This is a genomic window from Synergistetes bacterium HGW-Synergistetes-1 (assembly GCA_002839185.1).
Taxonomy (GTDB): domain Bacteria; phylum Synergistota; class Synergistia; order Synergistales; family Synergistaceae; genus Caenicola.
On the sequence record PGXO01000005.1, the window covers coordinates 1 to 13482 of the forward strand.

At 47.3% G+C, this 13482-nt stretch carries 8 protein-coding genes and 1 tRNA gene; 1 reads left to right on the top strand and 8 read right to left on the bottom strand.

Annotation, left to right across the window (positions count from 1 at the left end):
- The 8 genes from tuf to CVV54_05280 all read right to left on the bottom strand — a co-directional run.
- The coding region (gene tuf / locus CVV54_05245) for an elongation factor Tu (GenBank protein PKL04289.1) at positions 1–168 on the bottom strand (168 nt) is incomplete at its 3' end.
- A gap of 46 nt (positions 169–214) precedes the next feature.
- On the bottom strand, positions 215–2281 hold the full coding sequence (fusA, locus tag CVV54_05250; GenBank protein ID PKL04290.1) for an elongation factor G: 2067 nt from the start codon (positions 2279–2281) through the stop codon (positions 215–217).
- Positions 2282–2329: 48 nt separating this feature from the next.
- Entirely contained in the window at positions 2330–2800 is a 471-nt protein-coding gene (locus tag CVV54_05255; protein PKL04291.1) for a 30S ribosomal protein S7, read from the bottom strand.
- A gap of 30 nt (positions 2801–2830) precedes the next feature.
- Positions 2831–3202 carry a 30S ribosomal protein S12 gene (locus tag CVV54_05260; GenBank protein ID PKL04292.1) on the bottom strand — a complete coding sequence of 124 codons (372 nt, stop codon included), beginning with the start codon at positions 3200–3202 and terminating at the stop codon, positions 2831–2833.
- Between the two features lie 32 nt (positions 3203–3234).
- Complete coding sequence (locus tag CVV54_05265; protein ID PKL04293.1) at positions 3235–3483, bottom strand: 50S ribosomal protein L7ae; 249 nt, start codon at positions 3481–3483, stop codon at positions 3235–3237.
- A gap of 136 nt (positions 3484–3619) precedes the next feature.
- Positions 3620–8632, bottom strand: a complete 5013-nt coding sequence (gene rpoC / locus CVV54_05270) for a DNA-directed RNA polymerase subunit beta' (protein ID PKL04294.1) — start codon at positions 8630–8632, stop codon at positions 3620–3622.
- Positions 8632–12330: a DNA-directed RNA polymerase subunit beta gene (gene rpoB / locus CVV54_05275; protein ID PKL04295.1), complete on the bottom strand. Its 3699-nt coding sequence runs from the start codon at positions 12328–12330 to the stop codon at positions 8632–8634. Before rpoB ends, rpoC begins: the two co-directional genes overlap by 1 nt.
- Positions 12331–12445: 115 nt before the next feature.
- Positions 12446–12532: transfer RNA gene (locus tag CVV54_05280), tRNA-Leu, on the bottom strand.
- A gap of 539 nt (positions 12533–13071) precedes the next feature.
- Here CVV54_05280 and CVV54_05285 point away from each other — a divergent pair.
- Positions 13072–13470, top strand: a complete 399-nt coding sequence (locus CVV54_05285; GenBank protein PKL04296.1) for an aldehyde:ferredoxin oxidoreductase — start codon at positions 13072–13074, stop codon at positions 13468–13470.
- Positions 13471–13482 lie beyond the last annotated feature (12 nt).

Below are 13482 nucleotides of genomic sequence, written 5' to 3' on the forward strand. Positions count from 1 at the left end.
CTCTTCCGGAGCCTTGTCGATCATGTCGAACGGCGTAAAGTCCGCTCCGCCATGTCTCGCAAGCGTCTTCGTGATCGCCGCTGTAAGAGTCGTCTTACCATGGTCAATATGGCCTATCGTTCCTATGTTTAGATGCGGCTTGTTTCTTACAAATTTCTCCTTTGCCATTTCTGTCTTGCCTCCTTTAGATATTTCCTGTTTGTTAGATCGTTTGCTATATTTTCAGAAGTTCTTCCGCTACGCTTTTCGGTACTTCGTCATAATGATCAAATGTCATCGTATACGAAGCTCTTCCTGACGTCTTGCTCCTGAGGTCCGTTGCGTAACCGAACATTTCTGCAAGAGGAACAAAAGCTTTGACTATCCTGGCATTGGCTCTTGAACCCATTTCAGAAATTTTACCTCTTCTTGACGAGATGTTTCCCATGACATCACCCATGTATTCTTCAGGCACTACCACTTCAACATCCATTATTGGCTCCATAAGAACCGGGTCAGCCTTTTTAATAGCTTCTTTGATCGCCATGGATCCGGCAATTCTGAAAGCCATTTCGGAACTGTCGACCTCATGGTAGCTTCCATCGACTATCGCGACCTTAATCCCTATTACCGGGTAGCCGCCAAGAATTCCGTTATTAAGAGCTTCCTCAACACCTTTTTGGGCTGCCGGAATATACTCTTTCGGTACAGAACCGCCAATTATACGGTCTTCCCATTCAAAGCCCCTTCCTCCGGCAAGAGGTTCAACTTCGAGGACTACGTCCCCGTACTGTCCCTTACCTCCGGACTGGCGAACAAACTTGCCCTGGGCCCTTGCGGGTTTCTTTATAGCTTCTCTGTAAGCGACCTGCGGGCGTCCTACCTTTACCTCTACATTGAACTCCCTGCGGAGCCTGTCAACAATAATCTCAAGGTGCAGTTCGCCCATTCCGCTTATCAGCGTCTGGCCCGTTTCCTCATTTACTGCAACATGGAAAGTCGGATCTTCCTCAGAAAGAGCGTCAAGTCCTTTTGCAAGTTTGATCTGGTCTGCCTTGCTCATTGGCTCAACGGAAAGCGAGATAACGGGCTCAGGGAATATAAGGTTCTCAAGAAGTACGGGGTCTTTTTCATCGCAAAGCGTATCCCCCGTACGTACCTGTTTGAGTCCCGGTATTGCAACTATAAGCCCTGCCTGTGCGTTCTCCAGTTCTTCACGTTTGTTTGCGTGCATCCTGAGTATCCTGCCTACTCTTTCACGGCGTCTTGTGTTTGTGTTGTAGATAGACATTCCGTTCTCAATAGAACCTGAATATATCCTGCAGAAAGCAAGCCTTCCGACAAAAGGATCGACCATGATCTTGAACGCAAGAGCAGAAAAAGGCGCATCTGCGGAAGGATGGATCAATATCTCTTTTTCTAAGTCGTCAGGATCGTGAGCTATGAGCGGAGGCATGTCCAACGGGCTTGGAAGATATGCGACGACTGCGTCAAGAAGAGGCTGCACACCTTTGTTTTTAAATGCCGAACCGCACATGACCGGTACTATGTTGAGACCTATCGCTGCTTTTCTGATGGTCCTTCTGATCATGTCTTCGGGGACTTCCTGGCCTTCAAGATAGAGGCGCATCATTTCATCATCATAATCAGAAAGGTTCTCTATCATTTCAGACCTGGCAATCTCTACCTCTTCTTCAAGCTGAGGAGGTACTTCTGCAAGATGAAATTCTGTTCCAAGCATGTCATCATAGATTATCGCTTTTCTGGCTACGAGGTCCACCATTCCGGCAAAACCGTCTTCCACACCAATTGGTATCTGAATAGGAACAGCTCTCGCACCAAGACGCTTGCGCATCTGGTCTACAACGGAGAAAAAGTCCGCCCCTACCCTGTCCATTTTGTTGACGAAAGCGATCCTGGGAACATGGTATTTGTCAGCCTGACGCCATACTGTTTCTGACTGGGGTTCAACTCCGCCAACTGCACAAAAAACGGATACTGCCCCGTCAAGTACTCTCATAGAGCGCTCAACTTCAACAGTAAAGTCCACGTGCCCGGGTGTATCAATTATATTGATAAGGCAATCGCCCCAGAAACAGGTAGTCGCGGCAGATGTGATCGTGATACCACGCTCACGTTCCTGGTCCATCCAGTCCATTGTTGCAGCACCTTCATGAGTCTCACCCAGTTTGTGCTTACGGCCTGTATAGAACAGAATTCGCTCTGTCGTCGTAGTTTTACCCGCATCTATATGCGCAGCTATTCCAATATTGCGCACTTTACTCAAGTCGATGCCCTGCATCGTCAACACCACCAAACTAAAACTATTTTGAAATTTTTATTCTTTTTACTACCAGCGATAGTGTGCAAACGCACGGTTTGCTTCAGCCATGCGATGCGTATCTTCTCTCTTCTTTACAGAGCCGCCTTCGCCTTTACAGGCATCTGTGAGCTCGCGGGCAAGACGTTCTACCATTGGTATGCCCTTGCGTGAACGAGAGAAATTGATGATCCAACGAATCGCAAGAGCCTGCGCTCTTTCAGGTTTAACCTCTACAGGAACCTGATATGTTGCTCCGCCAACTCTCCTTGGACGTACTTCGACGAGCGGACGAACGTTAGTCATCGCTTTTTCAAATACTTCTGCAGGTTCGATAGTAAGCCTGCTTCCAGCCAGATCCAGTGCTCCATAAAAAATTCTCTCAGCCGTGCTCTTTTTTCCGCCGAGCATTAGGCAGTTGATGAATTTTGAAATTGCCGGGTTCGCATAAACTGAATCGGGCGGCGTTATACGTTTTTTTACATGTCCTTTGCGTGGCATTTAGGACCTACCTCCCTTTAATAATACAAATTACTTCGGTCTGCGAGCGCCGTAGAGCGAACGGCTCTGACGACGGTTTTCAACGCCGCCGCAGTCAAGAGTTCCCCTGATTATGTGATAACGAACACCAGGTAAGTCCTTTACACGTCCACCACGGACCAGGACTACAGAGTGTTCCTGTAAATTATGTCCTACACCCGGTATATAAGCAGTGACTTCTATTCCGTTAGTAAGACGCACACGTGCGACTTTACGGAGAGCAGAGTTAGGCTTCTTCGGTGTAACTGTATAAACACGCGTACAAACTCCGCGGCGCTGTGGGTTCTCCTGAAGTGCAGGGGCGCTCATGCGACGCCTCTTGTCCTCTCTGCCGTTACGTATAAGCTGGCTTATTGTTGGCAAATAGCTCCCTCCTTCCCTATTAATATATCTTTCTACTTTTTAAGAAGTGCCGCCGCCGCAGTCTTTCTTGTCACGGCGCAAGCTCTTCCCAATTGCAATGATGTTTCTGCCCATTCTACGGGCACTCCTCGTTTTGCGGCCTCTGTCAATATTTCTGCTTTCAGGGGAATATCCGCTTCTTTAGAAATAAAAATCTTGCTTACTCCATCGGCCTTAAGCTTCCTCAGAACTGAGTTTACCCCAGCTATCCTTCTGGATGAAGCGAGTTCGTTTAAAGGCACACGAACACCTCCTGTGCAAAGGCGCACCAGAGTATATTAACAGCGGAAGCCTCCGGTGTCAATAAACACCTTTGCTTCCGCTGAAAATTTTATTTGATTGTTATTTTTTAGGCAAAACTACTTACCCTAGGAACAGTTATTTGTCAGCTAATGCTAACGTTTCAGCATGTACTGAAACCGTTGGTTCTGCATTTTCGGTGATCTCAACTTTCCTGTACCTCTCAATGCCCGTTCCTGCCGGTATCAGAAGTCCTATTATTACGTTCTCCTTAAGTCCTACCAGGTTATCGACATCCCCTCTTACAGCCGAAGCTGCAAGTACCTGGGCCGTCTGCTGGAACGACGCTGCAGAGAGGAAACTGTCGGTGGCAAGTGCCGCCTTGGTAACGCCGTGCACAACCGGTCGCCACTGTGGCTCTTCTCTAAGGCGCCTTACAAAGGATATCCTCTGTATAAGTTGTTTGAAATCCGAAGGTGCCTGTTTCGGACGAACTGTTATGTCATTTGCCCCTGATGAAGCGATGTTGTCTAGGACTTTACTGGTAATTTCCTGACCTGCTTCTGCGACAATGTTTCCTTTTTCGTCCTTTACATTTTCGAGAAGAACTTTACCAAGCGCTCTCTCAGTCAATACCTGTCTGATGACCTTTTCCCTTGTGATTATATTTCCTTCGCTTTCGATTCCCGATATAGACCCTTCGACTATTCCCCTGACAATTGAACCATCAATGCTGTGGATGATATTTTCGATTACCTCCCCATCAGAGTTAATAGCCTGTGTAAGCGGTTTGCCAAAGTAATGCTCGATCAGAACATGATGCATCGAATCGGTCAGGTTGATATGCTCAGGTGATTTCCAAAGTTTTATTTCGTTAATGTTGTTTGCACTCAATGTCTTTATTGCAAGGGAGTCGACCAGCGCATCCATAGGAATGATCACTTTGCCGTCCTTCTCAACATCGGCAGCAAACCATGCCGCGTCTTCGCTCTCGTCAAGGACATTAGTATCCCTTACCAGCATCGGCCGCGGAGGCATAGCAACGATCTTTGCAAGGTCTGTTGCTGAGAGTCTGGTCCCGGCTTTGATAATAACTTCGTCATGTCCTTCATACGTTAATTCCTTAATAAGCTCAAGCCCTTCCGTAGCCCTTCGGAAGCTTGCGTCTCCCAATACTACGCGCAGTTCGCCGTCCTTATCCTGGACCAAAAGTTCCCCTGCTGCTCCACCCGGCTTTAGCATCTCTCCGAGCGCCGCCTTTGTTATCTGATCCGGGGCATCACTTTCTTTTTTGATAATATCTCCCGGCGCATCAACTATTTTACAGTCCCTGAGGAAATTGTATGATTCATCCAGAGAAGCCTGATTTTGATCCGAGATCACCCTGACGCTATCCTCAAGGTCTTCTTTCCATACCAGCTCACCAGAAACAAAAGAACTGTCTCCTTCTTCCAATACCCGAACACGGTTCACCGGCGCAACTTTGCGCAGTATAGTCTCAATGTGTTTATCATTAATCGAGACACCCTGTGACCGGTAAACTTCCTGGATACCGTCAAGCAGATAATGCTGTACCGCCTCAAGACCCTCTACTTCCAAGAGCTGCTGAGGATCAATGTATCCCTCCGTCAATAACATTCCCTTTGATATAGTACATCCCTCTTCTATTCCTGAGAGCAGGTTCTGGGATGCCGGGATATTATAGGAGATCCTTTCCTCAGATCCGTCTTCTTTGACTACACCAATGATCAGTTTTTTCTTGCCATCCATCTCCCTGATCTCAAGGAGGGTCCCTCCAACTTCAGCAAGAATGGCAACCTTTTTGGGTCTGCGGACTTCGAAAAGCTGTTCTATCCTTGGAAGACCCTGAGTAATGTCTTCTCCTGTAAACTGACGAACTCCTCCTGTATGGAAGGTCCTCATTGTGAGCTGTGTTCCAGGTTCACCGATAGACTGAGCTGCAACGACTCCGACAGATTCTCCTATCGCTACCCTTTTCCTCGTTCCAAGATCCCTGCCATAACAGGCTCTGCATATACCATGCCTCAAACCGCATGTAAGAGGGCTGCGTACCCAGACTGAAGTTATGCCAATAGATTCAATGTACTCTGCTTTTTCAGCTGATATCTCTTCATCCCTAACAAGCAAAGGTTCACCTGTAACCGGATGTGGAATATCCCGGAGGCTGGTCCTTCCCGTGAGTCGCTCAGACATGGAAATAGTAGCCTTACCATCCTGTTGGAGGAGAGGGCGTATTTCAACGCCAAACTCAGTACCGCAGTCTTCTTCCATTATTATCAGGTCCTGGGCTACATCAACAAGGCGTCTGGTAAGATAGCCAGATTTTGCTGTACGGAGAGCTGTGTCGGCAAGCCCTTTCCTTGCTCCGTGCGTGGAAATGAAGTATTCGAGCGTATTGAGACCCTCTTTGAAGTTTGCTACTATAGGATAACGAATGATCCTTCCGGAAGGGTCTGCCATAAGGCCGCGGATTCCGGCCATCTGGGCCACCTGCCCGCGTGAACCTCGAGCTCCTGAATCTACCATTATCTTCAAAGGGTTGGTGTCCTTCATGCTGTCCATGATCTTATCAGCAATGCGACGTCCAGCGTCAGACCAGAGGATATCCTTCTGTCTCATGTACTCGTCTTCGGTAAGTATTCCCATTTCGAACTGTGAAGTAAGATCCTCTTCCTGTACAAGCGTCACATCCAGTATCTCTTTCTTTTCGGGAGGCACTATTACATCCCCGACTCCAAGGCTTATGCCGCTGTATGTCGACCAGCGATACCCGAGCGTCTTTATCTCGTCAAGCATCTCGACCATAGCGGTCTGTCCTACCTTGTCGTATGCCGTATCCAAAAGTGAGCCCATCTCTTTTTTATTTATGGTTTTGTTGATGTATCTCAGATCCGGATGAAGTGCAGAATTAAAGAGCACACGGCCCGGTGATGTTTCTATCCACTTTCCGTCAACTGTTTCACATTTCCATTCAGGGTCAGCTTTCAGTCTGATCTTCGAGTTAACGTTGACAATTGAATGATCAAGAGATGACATAACATCCTCAACATCAGAGAAGTGGAGTCCCTCTCCCTTAAGTCCGTTTCTCATGCTGGTCAGGAAGAAAACACCAAGGATTATGTCCTGTGTCGGTATGACTACAGGTTTCCCGCTGGCAGGAGAGAGGAGGTTGTTTGAGGAAAGCATAAGCACTCTGGCCTCAGTCTGAGCCTCCAGCGAAAGCGGCACGTGAACGGCCATCTGGTCTCCGTCAAAGTCTGCGTTGAAAGCAGTACAAACCAGAGGGTGCAGCCTTATTGCCTTTCCTTCGATGAGGACAGGCTCAAATGCCTGTATTCCAAGCCTGTGAAGGGTAGGCGCACGGTTGAGCATAACAGGATGGTCTTTGATTATCCCTTCCAGTATTCCCCAAACTTCGTCTCTGCCTCGTTCTATAAACCTTCTTGCACTCTTGACATTTGGAGTAAGACCGCTTTCTACAAGCTTATGCATCACAAAAGGCTTGAAAAGCTCAAGCGCCATCTGTTTAGGAAGGCCACACTGGTATAATTTCAGACTTGGCCCTATTACTATGACAGAGCGTCCTGAATAGTCCACCCTTTTGCCAAGCAGGTTCTGGCGGAAACGTCCTTTTTTACCTCTGAGCAGGTCTGTCAGACTTTTTAGCGGCCTATTGCCTGCTCCAAGCACTGCCTTGCCCCTGCGTCCGTTGTCTATTAGCGCGTCAACAGATTCCTGCAGCATCCTCTTCTCATTGCGCACTATGATCTCAGGCGCTTTTAGCTCCTGAAGCTTGCGAAGACGGTTGTTCCTGTTGATGACCCTTCGATAAAGGTCATTCAGATCGGAAGTTGCAAAACGTCCTCCGTCCAGCTGAACCATCGGGCGAAGATCCGGGGGAATTACCGGCAGAACAGAAAGAACCATCCATCCAGGTTTGCTGTCGCTCTTTCTGAAATCTTCAGCGACCTGGAGTCTCTTGACCAGTTTCCGCTTCTTTTGGCCTGAGCACTCCGCAATATCTTCCCTAAGTGAGGAGACAAGTAAATCGATATCCATCTGTTCCAGAAGTGTATATACACCTTCCGCTCCGATCCCTGCTCCGAAGGTTTTGTCGTAGGCCGCACAAATAGTCTCTTCCCTCTCAAGGATTATGTCGGCTCTGTCGAAAGGGGACTCTCCACCATTGATAACGATATAGCACGGGTCTTCCAGGGTCTCTGTCTCTTCTACCGTCTGGAAGCGTTTTGGGTACTTTTGGTTGTAAAGTCTGTATTCACTTTCGGAAATAACATCATTCTTTACAAAAGGCAGATGGACGACAGAAGTCACTATGAAGGCATCCTGATTGTTCAGGACCGCCCTTTCAAATTTAAGCTCACTGTCTGCCTCTTTCATCGCCTTGATCTTTGATTCAGCGATGATGGCATTGGATACCTGCTCGTCACCTTCTTTGAACATACGGTACGCAGGCTCTGTCTTGAAGAGTTCGTCACCGTACTCACTGAGGATACGGTTGACTTGGGACGCAGTTATTACATCACCCTCGTCAACGTTTATCTCTTCAACCTTTGTGATCCGGAAGGCCTCTTCTGCTTTGAACTTGGGATCGTAAAAACGGTGGATACGCTCTTCAGAAGCCGATATGAGCTTGCCCCTGCGGGCAAGATCTATTCTGCGGCCTTCGCTTACCACCTTATAGACCTTCTCCCTCCGGCGTGTGGGAGCAAAATAGACCACCTTTTCGAGCTCTTTTGTAGAAGCTCCCAGCAACAGGCTAAGCCTGCTAGGGATACCTCTGAGATACCAAATATGTACCACCGGAGCTGCAAGTTCAATGTGTCCCATTCTCTCTCTGCGAACGCGGTTATCTGTGACCTCTACTCCGCAGCGGTCACAGACAACTCCCCTGAACTTGGGGCCACTTCTTTTGTATTTTCCACAGGCGCATTCATAACTGCGGGTAGGACCAAATATTCGTTCACAGAAAAGTCCGTCTTTTTCCGGCCGGAGCGTCCTGTAATTGATAGTTTCAGGCTTTTTCACTTCACCGCTCGAAAGCTCCCTGATCCTTCCGGGAGAGGATAGTTTTGTCCTTACTCCGGCGATTTCGCGATTTACGTTAGCCATTAGATATCATCCCCCTGGTCGACCTTTTTAGGAGCAACATCACTAAAGAGATCCGTATCCCCATCCCTGAGCACTTCAGCTTCTTTATCTGCATCTGTCTCGTGCAGCTCTAACGGACTGTATTCTGCCGCATGTTCATGGAAGAGATCGTTGTCTATTGTTACTTTTGATGGGCGGCTCAAACCAAAATCTTCCTCAAGGCTGTCCACTGTAGAATCAGGCTTGAATGACACATGACGCCTTGATTCCCTGCCGCTGTCATCGTCTTCTTCTGAAAGCACAAGCTCTCCAAATGACCCGTCTGAGTATTTAATCTCAACATCCAGACCAAGTCCTTGAAGCTCTTTGATAAGCACCCTGAAACTTTCAGGGACACCGGGCTTGGCAAGATTTTCACCCTTAACTATTCGTTCGTAAGTCTTAAGCCTTCCTCTGATGTCATCGGATTTGACAGTAAGCATTTCCTGGAGCATGTGTGCGGCTCCATATCCTTCAAGAGCCCAGACTTCCATTTCACCGAACCTCTGGCCTCCGAACTGGGTCTTACCTCCCAGAGGCTGCTGCGTAATCAGGCTGTAAGGCCCTATCGAACGTGCATGGATCTTGTCGTCGACAAGGTGTATCAGTTTGAGCATGTACATTACTCCGACCGCTACCTTGTTTGCCATTGGTTCCCCTGTTCTGCCATCGTAAAGAGTTATCTTGCAGTCGTCTCTCATCTCGGGATATTTAGTTTCCTGTATTTTTTTAACATAAGGCATCAGGTCTTCTGCTGTCGCAGACTCAAATACAGGGGTCACAACCTTCCAGCCATTCTGCATAGCGACAAAACCCATTACAGTCTCGAGAACCTGACCAAGATTCATTCGGCTCGGAACTCCAAGAGGGTTAAGGACAACGTCAACAGGCGTACCATCTGAAAGATATGGCATGTCTTCTTCTGCCATGATTCTTGAAACAACACCCTTGTTTCCGTGACGTCCAGCCATCTTGTCACCCTCTGTGATCTTGCGGAACTGAGCAACATAGACCTTTACAACTTCGTTTACTCCGGGACTCATGTCTTCGCTGTTCTTATCCCTCGAAAGCCTTTTGATCTCTACTACTTTTCCGCCCTCACCATGGGGAACTCTCAAACAGGTGTCACGAACTTCGCGGGCCTTTTCTCCGAATATTGCTCTTAAAAGTTTTTCTTCAGGAGACTGGTCTGACTCTCCCTTAGGCGTTACTTTGCCTACAAGGATGTCTCCGGCCTTGACTTCCGCACCTATTCTGACAATCCCATCTTCGTCAAGATTTTTAAGAGCATCCTCTCCAACGTTCGGTATATCTCTTGAAATCTCTTCAGGACCGAGTTTAGTATCACGTGACTCGACTTCATATTCTTCGATATGTATAGAAGTGTAAAAATCTTCTTTGACCAGTTTTTGACTGAGAAGTATGGCGTCTTCAAAGTTGTAGCCCTCCCAACATACGAAAGCAACCACAACATTTCTTCCCAGAGCAAGTTCTCCCCCGTAGCATGCCTGACCGTCAGCAATAACCTCATCGGCCTCTATGCGCTGACCATTTGCAACTATAGGCTTCTGGTGGATAATGGTACCCTGATTGGAGCGTCTGAATTTGGGCATTGTATAGATATCTTTGTCATTGTCTTCCGTCGTAATCTCAATACGGTCGGAATCTACATATGTGACCGTGCCTGCCCTTCTTGAAACAGAACATGACCCTGAGTCCTTCGCAATGCGATGTTCTATCCCTGTACCCACTATAGGTGAATCGGGGAAAACAAGAGGCACAGCCTGTCTCTGCATGTTGGATCCCATCAATGCCCTGTTCGCGTCGTCATGTTCAAGGAATGGGATCAAAGCAGTTGATATCGAAACTATCTGCTTTGGTGATATGTCCATATACTGCAGCTGTTCCGGCAGTATCTCTATAGTGTTGTCATGATGTCTGACATATATTCCTGTACCGCCGTCTGTAGGCAACACGTGTCCTTCGTCAGAAATTGGCGTATCAGCACGTCCGACATAGTACTCATCTTCGTCGTCCGCAGAAAGGTAAACTATCTCATCGGTCAGCATCCCGTTTACCACTTTTCTCCTGGGACAAACAAGAAAGCCGTACTCGTTGATCCTTGCAAAAGTCGCAAGGGAAGTTACCAGTCCTATATTAGGCCCTTCAGGCGTTTCTATAGGACAGACCCTTCCATAGTGGGTATGATGGACGTCACGAGCTTCAAATCCTGCTCTTTCTCTGCTCAGGCCACCGGGGCCGAGAGCGGAGAGACGGCGACGGTGCGTAAGCTCGGCAAGAGGGTTGGTCTGATCCATAAACTGAGAAAGCTGTCCTGAACCAAAAAATTCCCTCAGTGCAGCAGATATGGGCCTAACATTGATAAGGTCCTTGGCCATCGCGGTAGCAAGATCAGGAGTCGTTGTCATACGTTCCCTTGCTATCCTTTCCATCCTAAGAAGACCGATCCTTACCTGATTCTGGAGAAGCTCTCCAACGGCCCGGACCCTTCTGTTCCCAAGATGATCGATGTCATCCATATGTTCGTTTCCTTCGCGGAGCCTGATCAAACCTTTTATTATCGCGACTATATCTTCAACTGAAAGAAGGCGTTCTGTACTTGGAGTATCAAGGTTCAGCCTTCTGTTGATCTTGTACCTTCCGACCCTCCCGAGATTATATCTGCGGGGATCAAAGAAAATACTGTTGATATATTCTCTGGCATTTTCCATACGGGCCGGTTCATTTGGCCTTAGTTTACGGAAAAGTTCAAGCATTGCCGCATCCGGGGTGGTTGTGTTGTCTCGTTCGATAGTGGCAGATATGGCTGGATCTACATCCCATACCCAGATTTTTGTCCGGCCGCTTTCCCAAAGTGCCTCAAGATCCTCTTTAGTAAGCCTTTTGTTCTTCGGGATAGCAACAGCCCCGTCACCCTCGCCTGATACTATAGCTTCTGCAAGGAGCATTCCTTTTACTTCATCTTCAACGAGGTCTCTTTCTACTTCCTTGGCTCCGAAAAGTGACAGAAGCTCATCCGTGGTCTGAATGCCAAAAGCTCTCAGCATCAAAGTGACAGGTATTTTTTTCCTGTTGTCGATCTTAACTGAGAGCACTTCACCGGGTGCAAGATCAAATTCTATCCATGCTCCGCGATCCGGTATCAGTTTTGCCAAAAATGATTCCTGTCCGGGGATGCCTAATTCAGCGCTTAAATAAACGCCTGCCGATCTTGCAAGTTGATTAACAACGACACGCTCAGTGCCGTTGATTATAAAAGTTCCTCTTTCTGTCATTGCAGGGAAATCACCGAGGTAGATTTCCTCTTCCTTGATCTCGCGTGTCTTCCTGTTGGCCAGCCGAATCGTCGCACGCAGAGGTCTCGACCATGTAAGGTCCCTGCTACGCGCCTCATCCAGACTCATAACCACCGGATCAACATAGTATCTTACGAATTCAAGGGCGAATGAACCGTCATAACTTTCGATAGGAAAAACCTCATCGAAAAGTTCCTGCAGACCTTGTGAATTCCTAACGTCAGGATCAGTATCAGACTGGAAAAACCACTGATATGAATTGCGCTGGACTTCAACAAGATCCGGTAGAGCGATTAGATTTTTTTCCTTTCCAAAAACCTTGCGCTGCTCAAAAGCCTTGCCTGATGGAGTCTTAGCCTGCATGGGAGCAACCTCCCTGATTGGAATATTTGGTAAGAATGTACAATCGTACAAATGGGTATTATAGCAAAAAAGCGACAACTGTCAATAGACAGGTGTCGCCTGTTTTTGATTTGATTGGTGTCGAGGAGGGGAATTGAACCCCTATGGGCGCTAGCCCACTGGATCCTGAATCCAGCGCGTCTACCAGTTCCGCCACCCCGACATCTGAATATTGATATTGATTGAATCAAGCTTGCAACGAAGTGGATTTTATCAGCAAGTTCGATCTTTGGCAAGAAGATATTTCATTTATGATATTTCATTTAAACTGATCGGCGAGGGAACGGGGGAATATTATTTCCAAATGGTTTTTAACTTAAGGACAAATTGTCTTTTTTGTTTGTTCAAATGCTATCTGCCCTGTAAGGTCAGCAGGATGTTTTTCTTTTTTCTGAACTAATGGTCGCAAGTGAGTCAGAAATCTAAAAATATTACTTCGTCTTACATCTAATATACTTTAATTCTGTCAAAACGACGGGCATCTAGATCTGGCAACGATGTTCCGATGACCCGCCGCCTTATTATCCTCTGTTTTTTTGTGAACAAAAGTGAGCAAAACCATAATTATGGGATAAAAATAGTGAAATCTTGCACAACATTATGGAATATATGTTAAAATTTTGATATTGGGGAAGGTCAGCATTCTGTTTATTGGATCGTTGGCCTTAGAGATCGTAATAATAATATCAGGAGGGATTTTGTGTGAAAGTACTTCAGTTAAGAACGGAAAAATGCGTACAGTGCGGAGAATGCATGTCCGCATGTTCCAAAGCGTGGTTTAAAGAAGACAATCCAGCACTGTCCAGGATCAAAATCGAAAACAAAGCCACTTATCCTAATATCAATGTGTGCAATCAGTGTGGCGCATGCATAGAAATCTGCCCGACGAAGGCGCTTGAGCGTGACGCAAACGGCATCGTACAGGTACGTAAAGACAAGTGCACATCCTGTCTTATGTGTGTGGGTTTCTGTCCCTCTGCAAGCATGTTCTTCAATGCTGCGAAGCAGACCGAGCCTTTCAAGTGCATTTCCTGCGGCATCTGTGCCAAGGCATGCCCCACAGGAGCACTTGAGCTCCTTACCACACCGGAATCAAAGTAAGAAGGAGTGACA

What these genes read in the sequence shown, in the direction of transcription:
- CVV54_05255 (PKL04291.1), bottom strand. Translation starts at nt 2,800, where the DNA reads ATGCCACGCAAAGGACATGTAAAAAAACGTATAACGCCGCCCGATTCA.
- rpoB (PKL04295.1), bottom strand. Translation starts at nt 12,330, where the DNA reads ATGCAGGCTAAGACTCCATCAGGCAAGGCTTTTGAGCAGCGCAAGGTT.
- fusA (PKL04290.1), bottom strand. Translation starts at nt 2,281, where the DNA reads ATGCAGGGCATCGACTTGAGTAAAGTGCGCAATATTGGAATAGCTGCG.
- rpoC (PKL04294.1), bottom strand. Translation starts at nt 8,632, where the DNA reads ATGGCTAACGTAAATCGCGAAATCGCCGGAGTAAGGACAAAACTATCC.